Raw genomic sequence first — 15302 nt, 5'->3', positions numbered from 1 at the left:
GGCAGCGATCTGCTTTTGACCGGATTTGTCTAACTTCGGTACTTCTTGTTCCGTCCCGATTTCCAAATCTGATATGCAAGCCATCGAAACAGTAATCCAGACCAGGACCATCCAGTCGGGGACCCGCAACGGCGGAGGTGCCGGTATCGCTCCGGCGCACCGGCCGGAGCGGGCTTTCCGACCGATCCAGTCGGGTGCCGACTACATCGACAGCCTTCGCGGCCGTACCCTCACTGTGTACCTGTTTGGCGAGCGAATCGACAACATCGTGGATCACCCCCTGATCCGGCCGTCGATCAATGCCGTGGCCCGCACCTTCGATTTGGCCCTCGAAGATCCCGACCTAGCCACCGCCATGTCGCCGTTCACGGGGGAGCGCGTCAACCGGTTTCTGCACATCGTCCAATCGACAGAGGACGTGGTGATGCAGAATAAAATGCAGCGTCGGCTGGGGCAACTGACTGGCACGTGTTTTCAGCGGTGCGTGGGCATGGATGCGCTAAATTCGCTCTTTTCCACCACGTTTGAGATGGATCGGCAGTCTGGCACCGCGTACCATAGCCGGTTTCGGGACTTTATTGCCGACATGCAGCGGCAAAACTACGTCATCGGTGGGGCCATGACCGACGTGAAGGGCGACCGCAGCTTAGCCCCGCACCAGCAGGCCGACCCCGATCTGTTCGTGCACGTCACCCGCCGAACCGCCGACGGCGTGTTCGTCACCGGGGCGAAAGCCCACCAAACGGGTTGCCTCAATTCGCACTACCTGCTCATTATGCCTACCCTCCGGCTCACCGAAGCTGACCGTGATTACGCCATTGTGGGCGCTATTCCGGTCGATGCGCCGGGCATTACGTACATCTACGGGCGGCAGTCGTGCGACACGCGCAGTTTAGAGCCGGGCACCATGGACGTGGGCAACGCGCAGTTCGGCGGGCAGGAAGCAATGGTGATCTTAGACGACGTATTTATTCCAAACGACCTGATTTTCATGGATGGCGAGTACGACTACGCGTCGATGCTGGTGGAGCGGTTCACATGCTACCACCGCCGGAGTTACGTCTGCAAAAGTGGTGTCGGCGACGTGCTGATCGGGGCCGCTGCCACCATCGCCGAGTATAACGGAGCCGATGGGGCGTCGCACATAAAAGACAAATTAGTGGAGATGACGTTCCTGAACGAGACCATTTACTCAACTGGCATCGCGGCCTCGCACTCGTCCCAGCCCACCGCATCGGGCGCGTACCTGCCCGACGACCTGCTCGCGAATGTCTGCAAGCACCACGTCACGAAACTTCCCTACGAAATCGGGCGGCTGGCGCAGGACTTGGCCGGTGGCTTGGTAGCCACGCTGCCCTCCGAAGCCGATTTTCGCAGCGAAGCCGTTGGTCATCTGCTCGACAAATACCTCAAGGGCCGCGCCGACGTGCCCACCGAAGCCCGGATGCGGATTCTGCGCCTGATCGAGAACATGACCCTGGGCCGCAACGCCGTTGGTTACCTCACCGAGAGTATGCACGGCGCGGGCAGCCCCCAGGCCCAGCGCATTCAGATCGCCCGGCAATCCCGGGTGGCGTTCAAAAAGGAATTAGCAAAAGCACTGGCGGGGGTGCTGACAATGGGAGAGTGAGACGGGACTGGCTTTACCGCTGAATTACGGGTGAACCCTGCCCGACGTCGGGGTTGCTTCCTACGCGCAACTGACCGGTGGTCAGGGGTGTAACGGGGGGGGTGGCGGGCGTGCGGCCTTGCTCAACCGATAGCTTCACGTTTGGCAGGTTCGGCAACACGTGCTTGCCGAACAATTCACACTCCTCAATGAGCGGGTAACCCGACAGGATAAATGCCCGAATGCCCATGTCCATGTAGCGGTTCAGTTTCTCGATAATCTGCGCGGGTGTGCCCACCAAAGCGCCCCCGCAACCCGACCGGGCGCGGCCAATGCCGGTCCAGAGCATCGGTTCGATGAAATCGTCGGGATCGGCGTTTTTGCGGAGTTCGTCCTGCCGCAGTACCCCCGCCGACTGCGAATCCTGCGCCCGGTTTTTTAGAGCGGTCCCCACTTCGGCATCGAATTTGGCCATCAGCGTTTTGGTGTACGCCTTTGCTTCTTCTTCGGTGTCGCGGACAATCACGTGAATGCGCAGGCCGAAGTCGATGGTGCGGCCCTGCTGGGCGGCCCGGTGGCTCAGGTCCTGCATGGTGGCGTAAATGGCTTCTTCAGGTTCGGGCCACATCAGAAATACGTCGCAGTAGTTGGCGCAGATTTCTTTGGAACCGGGCGAGATGCCGCCAAAATACAGCAGCGGCCCCCCGTTCTGCTGATACGGCTTCACGGGGTCGGCATCCATGCTGATTTTCCCGTACACCTCGCCCTCAAACTCGATACGGTCCTGGGTCCAGGCCTGTTTCAGGATTTCGATAACTTCTTTGCAGCGTTTATACCGAAATTCATGGTTTTCTTTCAGGCCCGGCAGGTCGGAGTTGATGATGTTGATGGTGAGCCGCCCCTTCAGCAGGTGGTCGAGGGTGGCAATGTGCCGGGCCAGCATGGGCGGGTGAATTTCGCCGGTGCGGATGGCTGCCAGCATCGAAATGTTGGTCACCTGCGGAGCCATGGCAGCGGCAAACGGAATGACTTCCTGCCCAACTAAGTAGGAGGTGGGCAGCAGAATATTCTCGAAGCCCAGCCGGTCGGCGGTGCGCATGATGTCGGCGCAGTGCGGGTAGTTGCTGCGCCGGTCGGGGTCGATGGTTCCGAGAAAGGCCGTATCCCCTCCGCACAGATCATCGAACCAGGCGACTTCGCAAATGCGCTTTTCGGTACGGATGGTAACGGCCTGAATGGGTGTAGTGAGCATAATAAAAAATACATTGGCCCGGCGCGGTACGGCCTGCAAAAGTACACCTCCGCGCACCTGTTTAAAAGAGACAGAGGAAAGACCCGGCCTGATTGACTATAAACGAACGGGCATTGGCTACGGTATTGCCCAGGTGAATCGTCTACGGAAGTAACTTTGGCGGTAACTTAACCGATCACCAGCGAGCAAATTAGTTGTTCGCTCAATCGTAGTTGACCAATGAATTACAAAGACGCCGTTATCTACCAGATTTACCCACGCTCCTTCGCCGACAGCAACGGCGATGGCGTGGGCGATTTGCCCGGCATTAGGACCAAACTGGATTATCTGGCCGATCTGGGCGTGGATATCTTATGGCTTAGTCCTATTTTCCAGTCGCCCAATGCCGATAATGGCTACGACGTTTCGGACTATGAGGCTATCATGCCCGAGTTCGGAACAATGGCGGATTTCGATGCGCTGCTGGCGGGCGTTCACCAGCGCGGAATGCGGCTTATTCTGGATTTGGTCGTTAACCACAGTTCTGATGAGCACCACTGGTTTCAGGAGAGCCAGAAGAGCCGGGATAATCCCTATCGGCCGTATTACATCTGGAAACCGGCTGGCCCGGCGGGTGGTCCGCCCAACAACTGGCAATCGTTTTTCTCTGGTTCGGCCTGGACCTTCGACGACCACACGGGTGAATATTATCTGCATCTGTTCGCCAAAAAGCAGCCCGACTTAAACTGGGAGCACCCACCGCTGCGACAGGCTATTTACCAGATGATGCGCTTCTGGCTCGATAAAGGCGTCGATGGCTTCCGAATGGACGTGATCCCGTTTCTGTCCAAAGACCCCGACTTTCCGGATTATCCCGCTGGTCGCTACGGTGATCTGACCATTCATGCCAACGGTCCGCGTATTCATGAGTTTTTGGCGGAGATGAACCGGGAGGTTCTGACTCCGTACGACCGGGGCAACGGACCGCCCATCAGCATCGGCGAAGGGTTTGGCGTTACGGCCGAGCAGGCCCGTTTGTACGTAGGCCGCGACCGGCACGAGCTGGACATTATTTACCACTTCGATCATGCCGTACCGCGCCACGAATCCTGTTTCGTTGACCCAGTATCCGAGTTTACGCTGACCGAACTGAAGGCCGTCTTTGCCAAGTGGAACCGGGCGCTGGATGATGAAACAACGGGTGGCTGGCAAAATATTTATTTCGGTAACCACGACAACCCGCGCGTTCTGTCCCGCTTCGGCGATCCCGACCGCTATCCGGTTGAATCGGCTACGATGCTGGGGACCGTATTGCTCACCCAGCGCGGTACGCCCACCATCTACCAAGGCGACGAAGTTGGCATGACCAATTGTTTGTTCAACGCCATTGCGGAATATGACGATATTCAGGTGAAAAACGCCTGGCAGTCCCTGGTTGCGTCGGGAAAATACCCGGCCGACGTGTTTCTTGACACCGCCAACCGCATTGCCCGCGACCACGCCCGAACGCCCATGCACTGGAGCGACGCCCCAAATGCAGGCTTCACAACCGGAAAACCCTGGCTGAAAGTAAATCCAAACTATACGGCCATAAACGTAGAGCAGCAGGATGCCGCGCCAAACTCGGTGCTGGCGTACTACCGAAATCTGCTGCGCTGGCGCAGGCAGACACCCGCCCTGCACACGGGCACCTACCAGGATTTGCTGCCCGATCACCCGCTGCTGTGGGCTTTTGAACGAACGCTACCGGACACGCGGTTATGGGTGATTGCCAATTTCTCAGCGGAGATTATTGGATTGCCCGGCGAACTAACTGATGCACTGCAAGGAAGTATACAAGTTCAGTCGAACTACCAGCGCGAAAGTGGGGGCGAACTGCAACCCTACGAAGCGCGGGTGTACACGCGGTTAAGTCCATTGGCTCTTTTCCCAACAAACGACGGGCGAACAAGCAGAAATCTCCATTTATTTATCACGGCTGACTGACCTTTTTCGCTTATCTCCGATTAACCGGCACAGTGTGATTCTTAAACTGGCGGAGTAAGTAAGTGCAGTTAGGTTTCGGCTTCGTCCAGTTTACCCACTCATGCAACACCGAAACGGATCTCCATACGCAACTGACCAGGATTTATACGACGCACTGAGCCGACGTGATGAACGCGCCTATACCTACTTGTACGCGGAATCGTACCCCTCATTTCGGTATTGGATGCTCAACAATAGTGCGTCGGAGATGGACGCTGAAGATGCGTTTCAGAAGGGCATGCTCGGTTTTTTACTCAACATAGAAACGGGAAAATATCAGTTTCAATCAGGCACCCGCGTCACTACCGTCGTTTTTGAGTACTGTAAACGGGTATGGCTGACTGAACTGAAATCGGCCCGGTTACGAACGCGTGGCGCTATGCCCGACGAGGTTAACACGGCCGACTCCGCCGACGTTCTTGAGGATCTGGAGCGATTTGAGATCGTCAACATCGTGCGGGAATCGCTGGGGCAACTCAAGGCCGATTGTCGACAGTTGATTGAATGGTTTTACGTCGATGAACTCTCGCTGCGGGAAATTGCCGAACGCATGGGTATGAAAGAATCGTCGGCCCGGTCGAAACGGTACAGTTGTGCAGAAAAATTAAAGGCGTTGTATCAGGAAGCCGCCCACAAACAAGGACTATGAGACTTACGGAAGAACAATACGAGCTAATTGAAGCTTACCTGAAAAACGAGTTGTCGGCGTCGGACCGGACCTCGTTCGAAACCGACATGGCAACCGACGCCGACTTGCGGACGGAGGTCGACCGGCAGCGCGACCTGCGGCTGGGCTTGCGGGCCATCGGCATCGAACGAACGCTGGATCGGGCGCGGACGCAGTACCGGGCAACGCTGCCCCTGCCCGACTCGACCCGTGCCAACGCAAACTGGCAACCGACCCTTGTCCGGTCGCTGTCGACCTGGCGTTACTGGGCCGTGGCCGCATCGGCGGTGCTTGTTCTGGGAGTCGGCTTTTACGCTTACCAGCAGACGGCTGGTCAACGCACTGACGTTGCCTACGCCGACACTATGACCGACGAGCTGACCAAAGGGTTTCCGTCCGATAACCTCCCGCCCCAGGTTCGCACTCAGTTTCTGGATGCGCTGACGAACTACAAAGCGGGCAAATACGATCAGGTTATCGAGCGCTTAAAAACGGTGCCCGCCGACAAACAGACGGTGTATTATAAAGATTACTTTCTGGGGCTGAGTTACTTAGCCAACCAGCAGCCCCCCGAAGCGATCCCGTTGCTAAGCAGCGCATTAGCCACGCCCTCGGCTCCCCTTCGCCAGAAAGTAGAATGGTGTCTGGCGCTGGCTTATGTCAAGAATGACCAGAATGAGAAAGCCTTGCCCATTCTGACGCGGATCAGTACAGACAAGGCCCACCCCTTCCGGGCATTGGCGCAGCGGGTGCTGCAAAAGATCAGTTGAGTAGGCTTACTGATTATACAACGTTTGCACTTCGGCGGCCGTCAACGCCCGCTTATACATTCGGATGTCGTCCATGGCCCCACTGAAATAATTAGGAAGATCCTTGATCTGAGCACCAAATTTTAGCTCGCCACCCGGACATTCGTCGATTGTGCTGGCGGGAAGATCGTCCCGTTGATCCACCAGCACATTATCAAAATACATGCGAACGGACTGGCCCGAGTAGGAAAAAACCAGATGGTGCCAGGCGTTCAGCAGGGGGTTGCTGCCAAACTGAAAACTTTGCCATTGTTTGCCGGATTGACACTGGCTGTTCTGCTTAATATCGGTCAGGAATATGAGACCAGGGCCACCATCGGGATTCTTCTTAATCATCGAACTGTACATCTCGAACGCACTGTCATCCCACCGCGATTTGTTATAAACCTGCATCCGGTCGTTCACGTTATTGATCGCGTTGGGCCTGATCCAGATGCTAATCGAAAGGGCTTCCGGGCGTAGACTGCTGTTGTCCGCCATGTAGAAGTAATTACCGGAACCGTTGAGCAGGATGGCCGAGTTGGGCTGGCCCCGGTGATCGGTCGTGAAAATTGGATTGTTGACCAGGATCACGTGGTTGTTCAAGCCGCTGACGTCCGTAACCGAGCCGTCGGTGAACGATACGGAGGCAATCAGGTCCTGAATTATGGTGTCGATCAGCGTTTTAAACGTTGCAACGGCTCCGTACGTAATTTCCCCCGATGGTGACTTGGCGTAGGGTCGATAATAATACGTCGTGTTTGGGGCGAGGTTGGTCAGGTTCACGACCGTGTTAGCGGCAATGGTGGGGTTTGGCACGTCTACCGTTGGGCTGTTAACATCCGGCGCGTTGGTGGTCGATGAGTAACAAATGCCGTAGCTAACAGCGGCCGGGTAACCGGGGCTGGTGGCGATAAAGTTGACGGTGGCGGTGGTAATACCCACGTTCGGCGTACCGTTGGTCGTTACAGCCGGATTCTGGCCCGTTCGGAACGTTTGTACCGGGCTGCTGTAGTTAGGGCCGGTTGAGTTGACGGCGTAACTGCGGGCGTAATAGAAGGTATTGGGCTGCAGATCTTTCAATAAAAACGATAGGGGCGTGTTAGCCGCTACGGCTCCGGTCCGCTCTTCTTTCGGGTCTTTATCTTCCTCCGGCGTTGGACTGGTCGGTGAATAACAGATGCCGTAGCGGGTGATGGTTGCGTTACCCGTGGACGTTATGGCCATGCCCGCCGTTGCCGAAGTGGTCGACACAATCGTGATTGCCTGTAAGCTCACCGTTGGCAATGTGGCATCGCTCACCCCAATCGTGCGCAATAGTGTGGTTTTAACCTTACAGGTATTCGACAGCGTTGCCTGCACGGTGTACGTGTTGGACGTTGGGTAGGTGTAGGTCGCGGTCAGGCCGGTGGTGATGGTGGTGCTGCCGTTGCCAAAGTCCCAAAGCACCTCGTCGACGGTGCCCGACGCGTTGCTGATCGAGAAATTGACCTGCTTTTGCTGCGCCGATGCGTCCAGATTCCCGGCTGGTGGGACGCAGTCGCGCTGGGTCTTGCGCGCGGGTAATTCCCAGGCCTCGCAGCCCAGCAGGAGTTGCCCGCCGAGACAAAGCAGCGGTACGCTAAGCAGGTAAGATAGTATCGTTTTTTTCATGTGGATATGGTTCAGAGTGCGAACGTAACGGCCAGCCCCCACGACGTTGACGAAGGGTGCCAGTTGAGCGCACGGGCGCGGGGTTTGGGTCGGCGCATCAGCAGATACAACTCGGCCACTGTGGCAACGGCCGCCACGCCCAGACACGCTTTGAACAGCCCGTTTTTTCGTTGAGCCGCTTCTGCTGCATCGTAGGCTGCTTTCCATTGCCGATAGCTATCGGGATTAGCGATGACACCCGTGCCGGACGGGTCGGTGGTTTGGCTGATTTGGCTTAATGCACCCATTTTCGACTGATAATCGTTTCGCAGGAGTAAAGCATATACGCCTGCTCCTACGGCAACGCCCCCCGTAAGCAGTTTTAGCCCGATGCGTCGGGAGGGTTTCGGATAAAGAATTTTGTCGATGTTCGCAATCTGAATCGAGAGGATTTCCTTTTTGGTTTCGGTGGCGTAGCTGAGCGACTCCCGGTACTTGTATTTAGCGTCTAAATACCGTTGCTGGTTGAACAGCTTGTTGCCTTCGCGTTCGTAATAATCGGCCAACTGCACCTTGGTAATGGCGTCGTCGGGATTAAGATTTAAGAGTTGGGTAAACAAATTGACAGCCTCCTGGCCTTTGCCCTGCCGCATTGCCTCATCAACCTGCTGGCGCAGCGTCAGGGCGGTTGTGCATTCCTCAATTTGCTCCTTTGCGTAAGGGTCGTTCTCAAAACCGGGCACTTCTAAGCAATTCTGATACTGTCGGCGGGCTTCGAAGTATTTGCCTTCCTTAAAAAAGTCGTCACCCCGTTTCCTGTACCGATCATATTCATCATCGACAACGATGGCTGCGGCTGGTGCCCGACCAAGCGCCCGGATGGAGGGCAGCAGCACAACCGACAGCAACAGGAAAAGGATAAGTTTGGGTAGTGATTTAGTCATGAAATTGGGTTACTGATTTAGGCATTGTTTAATTCTTCGGCGGACTTCGTCGGTGTTTTTCAGCGCCCGCGCCACTTCATACCAATCTTTCGCGCCTTCGTACTCCTCATTGTCGAAAATTTTATTGGCTTTATTCATGTAGGAGACATAAGCCGCATCGGCCCGGTCATTACTCAGTTCATGCTCTTTAGCCAGCGCCTGCGCCTTGTTGAACAGGGCAATCGCTTTGGGCTTGTTGTTGCCGTTGGCAATGGCTTTCACACCCTCCTCAATCAATTGGTCGTAGGTGCTCTGCTGCTCCCGTTTCTCGTTTAAACTCTTTTCTTTGGCATCTTCGGCTGGTTCGGGTGCTTTCGTCTCGGGTGCTGGTTCAACTGCTTTTGGCGACTCGGTAATGGGGGCAACTGTGTTTGTTGCCTTCTCCTCATCGGCTGCTTTCTTCTGAATCTCTTTAACCGCAGCCGTCCGTAACGTGGCTACGTCTTTGCGTGTTGGATCAAGTTGCAACGCGCTGTTTGTCAGCATTACCGCTCCGTCATAGTCCTTTTGCAGATACGCCCGCCGGGCCTTTCCGAGCGCTACATCAATTCGTTTGGTTAAAACGGCTCTCGCTTCACCCGACAGCGAGCCTAACTTAGGCACTGGTACGGTCGCCCCCAGGTCTTTCGTTACAGAGCCATCAGGAATCGTAGTAAGCCCAATTTTTGCCTGTTGTTCAGTCGATTCACGGGCGCTATCAGTTGCTGGAGTAACGGGGTCCCTGCCGTTTAAATACCAAACAAGTCCGCCCAGCACCACCACCGCTGCCGGAACCGCCGACCACCAGGGGAAACTCCGCGCCGGATGCCCCCCAACCGGCAACCGCGTGGCCGGTGTGGTTGGTAAGCTATCCGGCAAAACTTTACTGACCGTAGCTGTCTCAACCGCAACGGGTTCGGTGAGAACCGTCCGTTGGGATTCCTTTTTTACCGTGACCCGTGCCGTTGGCGCTTCGTAAACGTCGGTTCGTTCTTCCTGATACACATCGGTAAGTTCAGGCTCAAAAGTTACCGGCCTGGGTCGGAGTCGCTCTATGCATACCGCCAGTCCATAAGCAGCCGCAGTATCTATCGGGTCAAGCTGGAGCACTTGCTCGTACCTGATTTTAGCCTTGTCAAACTGCTGCTGTTCGATTAAAACAGCCGCTTCGTTTCGCAAATTGTTGATGCGTTGCCGCTCAAGAGCCGCCCGGCACTGATCCGCTCCCTGTTGCGCTTCGGCCTGATTTTCCCGCTTCGCGAGTACCTGCTCAAACAAGGCAAGCGCTTCGGTGTATTGCTGGTTATTGACGAATGCGCTGGCTTCATTCAGCAGTTGCGGAATGCGATCCAGCAGGTCCAGCAATTCGGTTTCCTTTCGAACGCGTTCGTGGATGTCGCGGATCAGACACCGCCGGATCATGGTCGCGTAGGGTTCGGCAACCTGGTTGATTCGGGTCGGCAGCTCTACTGACATGATTTTCATTTCGATTTCGCGCCGGGCCGACTGTTCACTGTTGCTGCGCCGGTCGGCCCGAAAGGGTTTCTCACCCGTCATGATTTCGTACAGAATAACGCCAAACGCCCACAGGTCGAGGTTGAAACTCACCCGGCTGCCTTCAATTTGCTCCGGGGCTTTGTAGGATGGCGTACCCCGCCCGTCGCTCAGGTCGAAATCGGAGTTGTCCAATTCGTCGCTGGTAACCAGTTTGCTCAGCCCAAAATCAGCAATTTTAGGAATATACCGCCCGGCATTGTCGCGGGAGATGAGGATGTTGGCCGGTTTGAAATCGCGGTGAACAATGCGGTGGCGGTGCAGGTGCTGGAGGCCCAGCAGAATGCCCTGCGTAATGTCATAAATCTGGGAAGGCGTCAACGTGACGCGTTGAAGCAGATCGGCCAGATTGCCATCCGGGTAGTATTTCATGATGGCAAAATCGCTGACGCTGGTGTCGGTTTCGAGCCGGTAGCAGGCGTCGTAGCGGGCAATGTTACCCTGCCGGGGTACGCCCTGGGCCAAATCGACTTCGGCTTTCAGCGACTTGGTATCGTTTCCCTTAAACTCACTGATTTTGATGGCTACCCATTCCGTTTCGAGCTGGTCTTCCACTTTGAAAACCCGGCCGTAGGAGCCACTGCCCAGCAACGCGCCCGCGTCGTTCGGACGGATTGGATACCGTCGCCTGAAATCAGCAAAAGAGGTAAAGGATTGATTCATGGCGTGGAGCGCGGGTAACCGAACAGTCCTTTCAAAGATACGCTAAAGCAAGATTATCCGAAAATCGACCGTAAAAAACCGGGGTCTGTCGGCCGTGCGTGGCCCGCCGAACCTGCGGAGCAACGTACTGGTGCAACTCCCGGATAGTCACCGTCCGGTCGGCGTTGCGGTCGGCTTGGCCGTTGAGTCCCAGGAGCAGGTAGTGCGTGAAGGCCCCGCCCGTCAGGCGTCGGCTTTCGATGGCGTACTGCGTGGCGCGGCTGGCCAGCAGCATGGCCACGTTTCCCTCACCAACAACCGGCCTGGTTTGGGTCGGTGACGAATCAGGTTGGCGCGGCTGGGTCATACTCCCCGACAGACAGGCGTCGGCAATACACAGCTTCGTGGACGCTGCCGACCGGCGAAACGCGGCTTTGATGTCCCGGTGCGTTAGCAAACTGGGCCCATCATTGAGTCGGGCATCGTAGGGCACAAAGCTATCGGCAAGGCCGTGACCCGAGAAGTAGAAAAGCACCCGGTCGCCTGGTTTAGCCCGTCGAAACAACGCCAGAGCCTGGTGAATACGGGACCGGGTAGCCCGTTGGTTGGTCAGGAACTGAATGTGGTCGTTGGGTAGGCTTCCCCCATTTTTACTTTGCAGAAACGCCACCACCTGCCGGGCATCGCGGTCGGCAAAGCGCAGGTCACCGGTTCGGTCAGACGAAAACTTATAATCAGAAATACCGACAACAACGGCGTACGTCTGTCTCTGGGCGGAAACAGCCGCCGTTGCTGCCGTTAGGAGACACAGGGTTGTCAGCATACGTGCGGGTGTCCGTATCATAGTCACGAAAGTTGAACCGACGGAACGGGACGGTTTTGTCGTACCTGATTGATCCCAATCAGGTAGCCCGAATAATTGTCCTTTGTTTGGCCATCGTTACACAAAGCGACCAATGACTGTAACTTAGTTTGATCCGCAACAGAATCAGCCAGTAGTGCCGTCAACATCTGGTCGTCTAACTGTTCCAGCACCCCGTCCGTACACATGAAAAAACAATCACCCGCCCGCACGTCGGTTAGCATCGTGACGTCGGGCGTGGGAATCTTCGGCGGCTCATCGACCGTGTTTTGTTCGGCCACAACGGCCCGGCTCAACCGGTTGCGCCAGGGGTGGGTCAGCGCCTGCGTCGCGGTAATGATGCCCGCGTCAACCATATCGGCCACCTGCTTATGGTCTTTGGTTTGAAAGAGGATAACACCGGCCCGCACCTGATAGACCCGGCTGTCGCCGACGTGCGCAACGGTGACCCCGTGTTCGTGAAACTGCAACAGCGCGAGCGTGGACCCCATCCGGTTCACGAGCGGGTGCTCATGCAAATAAGCCCGGTACGTATCGAGTGCCAGGCCCAGCGCCGTTCGCAGATGAACTGCATCGAAGACCGGGTAATCGAAAGACCGGGCATAGGCAGTGATGGTGTCGCAGAGTAACTGGCTGGCTATTTCACCTTTGTCGGCCCCGCCCATGCCGTCACAAACCACAAAAAGCCCGGTGTGCTCCGTAGCCGCTCCCACCGCCGGATACAGAACGTCCTGGTTGATGACTCGTTGGCCAACGTGCGAAAAGGCGAGTGGAAGGGTCGGTTCGATATGCATAAACTACTGGGTGCGGTCAGGGTTGAAGGCCAGGTCAACTTTGTAAGTGTCGAGCATGGCCGGGTTAATGTGGGCGTGGACCAGCCGGAACCGGTCCGCCCCGCCCAGCGTGATCACATCACCATTGCCAACGTCGATGTTTTCGGTCTTCAACAGGGTCTTTCCGTTGAGCAGCGTACCGTTCAGGCTGAACCGCATCGACTGAGCGCCCGGCTCAATGGCCCCGTCCTGCACACAATAGCGCAGTCGACCGGTCCATTTGTCGAATGTGACGGTCAGCGTGCAGTGCCACCGGCTAATAAAACAGCGACCGCCGTGCTCAAACCGATTTACCCGCACCGTGCAGCCGTCAGCCGTGCCAAGTATGTTCGGCCCAAACTGAAGTGGGTACGTCGTTTCGGGCGTACCTAAGTAGGTCAATTGTCCGAAGTCGGGCAGTCCGTTTACGATGGCTTCGTCGTAGTGAAACCCCGTTTGGAGGGTATTAACTGCTCCGCAGCCGATGTGCGAACAGGTGATGGTCTCCCGTTCGGCATCGGTCGCCCGGACCATAATCCGACGGCCGCATTGCTGGCAGGTAATGAGCATTGTTCTGAAAGTACTCATGCCGCCTATTCGTCCATATCGCGGACGTTGCCATTGTTAATATACGTGTCGTCCGGCTCCGATGAAGTAGCCAGGTAGAGGGTATCATCCGGTTCTAAATCACCCGTTTCGTCCATTTCAGTTGGTGCGGCTGGTGTCGGCTCGTCTGATTCGAGAATCGAATTGACCACTTCCTTCGACATGCTGGCTTCCAGCCCCTGACTGAAATCGTCGTTCGACAGCATAACCGGATGGTCCAGAATAACGGCTCCCGTTAGCTGACCGTCCAGCGAGTCATAGCGGTAGACGGTATCCAAGCCCTGATCACCGGACGCGTCGACCACCCGGTACGTCTGGCCATCCGGTCCATCCATCACCAACGTGTCGATAACGCCGTCCCGGTCATAGTCGAGGCCCATGACCCGCCGACCATTGAGGTAGCCTTCGATCATAGTCGGATCCGGTTGGGTTTTTTCTGATGTTGTACTTCCTTTCGGGGCAGGTTTCAACGAATGGTACGGTTTGACCGGAAGCTTTTCGCCAGTAATCATTTCGGTATACTCCTGACGCTGCTCCAGCGATAATCCGGTCCATTCCTCTTTCTCGAACGTATTGTACCAGCGACCATGCCAGCTAAACACCCCACCCATACCGACCTCATCACGAGCCGCGCCAAAAGCCTGCTCAAACGACATGCTGTCGATGACTTTACCCGCTACGTCAATGTCCTCCGGCATAGTACCTATCGGTTGTTTGGTCACGGGTGAGGAATTTTCGTCTGTTACCGGGCCGGAGGGATCGCCGTCTTTAGGTCGGGCAATTACTAAACCAACTGCACCACCCAACAGCACGGTGGCCGCAGCGATAGCACCCATTTTCCTGGGGTTATTCGTAAGCCCCGTTTTGGGCGCGGCCGTTGAGGGAGTGGTCGAATACGCGTCGGTCGATGAACCAGCCTGGTTGGAAAGTTGTGCCATGGTAACTAAAAAGTTGGTGTTCGTACGTAAATGAATCGGACTGGCTGCGTAAATGTGAGTGAAAAATTCAGAATTAATCGACCCAGATGGCCTGGCAACGGCGGCAGGTCTTTTGCTGGGCGAGAAGTTCCCATTCGCGCATACCGAATGGATCGCGGCAGGCGGGGTTGGGACACCGGTATCGTTCGCGGTATTCTTTGTCGATGATCTCCAGTTTTTCCTCCGTTGATAGAAGCGCTGAACACAAGGTAGGAATCAACATACTCAGCCCCGCTCCCGACATGATCGGCAGCAATGCCCCGCCCCCGGTGGATACGACAGCCCCGATGCCAATGATGGAGGAAAGAATGACGCTGCCCGTACGGATCATTTTTTCGCGGTGGCTGCAGTTCCGGCGGAGTTGGGGGTACTGCTCAAAAACTCGTTTCAGATCGGCAAACTGATCGGTAAAGTCGAGCGGAGGCTTGTCAGGACCCGGCCCGGATAGGGGGGGCACCTGAGGTGGGGCGGGAGCTGCTGGCGCTGGATCAACCCGCTGCAACTGAAGAAGCTGAGCGACGGTGTAGTTGGTATCGGCTAATTGCAAAGCATCCTGATAATCAATGATTTTGCGCGTGATCCGCACCCCGTTGACGAACGTGCCGTTTTTACTGTCCAAATCTTCGAGCACAAAACTGGTATCCGTGCATTGAATCAGCCGGGCGTGCTGACTACTAACCTTCCCCTCCGGGACGACAATCGCGTTGGCGCTGTGCCGACCAATGGTGTAAGTAGGAAGCTGACTCAGCCGGTCGATGAGCTGGTCTAATTGACCCTCGGCGTCTGGAAACGTGGAAGCAGGCATGGGTGGAATCACGAAGAAATACTAACCCGGTAGACAAGCAAGATACACAAACGATGCACTACGCCCGTCTGTCTACGAATAGCGACGATTACTTTATTTATTTTTCGGTAAATAAAAAGACAGTTTCCAG

General features: G+C 56.0%; 13 protein-coding genes. 4 read left to right on the top strand and 9 right to left on the bottom strand.

Annotated features, from left to right (window positions below):
• The first annotated feature begins 73 nt into the window (after positions 1 to 73).
• Positions 74 to 1630, top strand: coding sequence for a 4-hydroxyphenylacetate 3-hydroxylase family protein (locus ACYVHB_RS09430; RefSeq protein ID WP_461051457.1), 1557 nt, complete (start codon positions 74 to 76; stop codon positions 1628 to 1630).
• A gap of 13 nt (positions 1631 to 1643) precedes the next feature.
• On the opposite strand, the gene ACYVHB_RS09425 is transcribed toward ACYVHB_RS09430, so the two are convergent.
• A complete protein-coding gene (locus ACYVHB_RS09425) occupies positions 1644 to 2918 on the bottom strand; it encodes an LLM class flavin-dependent oxidoreductase (RefSeq protein WP_461051456.1) in 1275 nt (424 codons plus the stop codon).
• Between the two features lie 162 nt (positions 2919 to 3080).
• On the opposite strand from ACYVHB_RS09425, the gene ACYVHB_RS09420 reads away from it, so the two are divergent.
• From ACYVHB_RS09420 to ACYVHB_RS09410, 3 genes are all read left to right on the top strand, one after another.
• On the top strand, positions 3081 to 4826 hold the full coding sequence (locus ACYVHB_RS09420; protein ID WP_461051455.1) for a glycoside hydrolase family 13 protein: 1746 nt from the start codon (positions 3081 to 3083) through the stop codon (positions 4824 to 4826).
• Between the two features lie 100 nt (positions 4827 to 4926).
• Positions 4927 to 5514 (top strand): RNA polymerase sigma factor, encoded by a 588-nt coding sequence (locus ACYVHB_RS09415; protein WP_461051454.1) that lies wholly within the window; start codon positions 4927 to 4929, stop codon positions 5512 to 5514.
• The gene (locus tag ACYVHB_RS09410) at positions 5511 to 6302 is read left to right on the top strand and encodes a hypothetical protein (RefSeq protein ID WP_461051453.1); all 792 of its coding nucleotides are present in this window, start codon (positions 5511 to 5513) and stop codon (positions 6300 to 6302) included. The genes ACYVHB_RS09415 and ACYVHB_RS09410 overlap by 4 nt, the downstream gene beginning before the upstream one ends.
• 6 nt (positions 6303 to 6308) lie before the next feature.
• Here ACYVHB_RS09410 and ACYVHB_RS09405 read toward each other — a convergent pair whose 3' ends face one another.
• The 8 genes from ACYVHB_RS09405 to ACYVHB_RS09370 form a co-directional block, all read right to left on the bottom strand.
• Positions 6309 to 7973: a LamG-like jellyroll fold domain-containing protein gene (locus ACYVHB_RS09405; protein WP_461051452.1), complete on the bottom strand. Its 1665-nt coding sequence runs from the start codon at positions 7971 to 7973 to the stop codon at positions 6309 to 6311.
• Between the two features lie 11 nt (positions 7974 to 7984).
• Complete coding sequence (locus tag ACYVHB_RS09400; protein ID WP_461051451.1) at positions 7985 to 8896, bottom strand: tetratricopeptide repeat protein; 912 nt, start codon at positions 8894 to 8896, stop codon at positions 7985 to 7987.
• A gap of 9 nt (positions 8897 to 8905) precedes the next feature.
• Entirely contained in the window at positions 8906 to 11131 is a 2226-nt protein-coding gene (locus tag ACYVHB_RS09395) for a serine/threonine-protein kinase (protein ID WP_461051450.1), read from the bottom strand.
• 31 nt (positions 11132 to 11162) lie between these two features.
• The gene (locus tag ACYVHB_RS09390) at positions 11163 to 11933 is read right to left on the bottom strand and encodes a caspase family protein (RefSeq protein WP_461051449.1); all 771 of its coding nucleotides are present in this window, start codon (positions 11931 to 11933) and stop codon (positions 11163 to 11165) included.
• A gap of 23 nt (positions 11934 to 11956) precedes the next feature.
• Positions 11957 to 12766 carry a PP2C family protein-serine/threonine phosphatase gene (locus ACYVHB_RS09385; RefSeq protein ID WP_461051448.1) on the bottom strand — a complete coding sequence of 270 codons (810 nt, stop codon included), beginning with the start codon at positions 12764 to 12766 and terminating at the stop codon, positions 11957 to 11959.
• A 3-nt stretch (positions 12767 to 12769) separates the two neighbouring features.
• The gene (locus ACYVHB_RS09380) at positions 12770 to 13372 is read right to left on the bottom strand and encodes an FHA domain-containing protein (RefSeq protein ID WP_461051447.1); all 603 of its coding nucleotides are present in this window, start codon (positions 13370 to 13372) and stop codon (positions 12770 to 12772) included.
• Between the two features lie 5 nt (positions 13373 to 13377).
• Positions 13378 to 14328 carry a hypothetical protein gene (locus ACYVHB_RS09375; protein ID WP_461051446.1) on the bottom strand — a complete coding sequence of 317 codons (951 nt, stop codon included), beginning with the start codon at positions 14326 to 14328 and terminating at the stop codon, positions 13378 to 13380.
• Between the two features lie 73 nt (positions 14329 to 14401).
• The gene (locus ACYVHB_RS09370) at positions 14402 to 15172 is read right to left on the bottom strand and encodes an FHA domain-containing protein (protein WP_461051445.1); all 771 of its coding nucleotides are present in this window, start codon (positions 15170 to 15172) and stop codon (positions 14402 to 14404) included.
• Between the last annotated feature and the right edge of the window lie 130 nt (positions 15173 to 15302).

The organism is Spirosoma arcticum (genome assembly GCF_054779955.1).
The sequence above is the reverse complement of the archived record's forward strand: the minus strand, read 5'-3'. Positions and strand labels throughout refer to the sequence as shown.

Bases quoted from the DNA above. Each gene is read 5' to 3' on its own strand.
- ACYVHB_RS09400 (WP_461051451.1), bottom strand. From the start codon at position 8,896: ATGACTAAATCACTACCCAAACTTATCCTTTTCCTGTTGCTGTCGGTT.
- ACYVHB_RS09415 (WP_461051454.1), top strand. From the start codon at position 4,927: ATGCAACACCGAAACGGATCTCCATACGCAACTGACCAGGATTTATAC.
- ACYVHB_RS09395 (WP_461051450.1), bottom strand. From the start codon at position 11,131: ATGAATCAATCCTTTACCTCTTTTGCTGATTTCAGGCGACGGTATCCA.
- ACYVHB_RS09390 (WP_461051449.1), bottom strand. From the start codon at position 11,933: ATGCTGACAACCCTGTGTCTCCTAACGGCAGCAACGGCGGCTGTTTCC.
- ACYVHB_RS09370 (WP_461051445.1), bottom strand. From the start codon at position 15,172: ATGCCTGCTTCCACGTTTCCAGACGCCGAGGGTCAATTAGACCAGCTC.
- ACYVHB_RS09385 (WP_461051448.1), bottom strand. From the start codon at position 12,766: ATGCATATCGAACCGACCCTTCCACTCGCCTTTTCGCACGTTGGCCAA.
- ACYVHB_RS09430 (WP_461051457.1), top strand. From the start codon at position 74: ATGCAAGCCATCGAAACAGTAATCCAGACCAGGACCATCCAGTCGGGG.
- ACYVHB_RS09420 (WP_461051455.1), top strand. From the start codon at position 3,081: ATGAATTACAAAGACGCCGTTATCTACCAGATTTACCCACGCTCCTTC.
- ACYVHB_RS09410 (WP_461051453.1), top strand. From the start codon at position 5,511: ATGAGACTTACGGAAGAACAATACGAGCTAATTGAAGCTTACCTGAAA.
- ACYVHB_RS09380 (WP_461051447.1), bottom strand. From the start codon at position 13,372: ATGAGTACTTTCAGAACAATGCTCATTACCTGCCAGCAATGCGGCCGT.
- ACYVHB_RS09405 (WP_461051452.1), bottom strand. From the start codon at position 7,973: ATGAAAAAAACGATACTATCTTACCTGCTTAGCGTACCGCTGCTTTGT.
- ACYVHB_RS09375 (WP_461051446.1), bottom strand. From the start codon at position 14,328: ATGGCACAACTTTCCAACCAGGCTGGTTCATCGACCGACGCGTATTCG.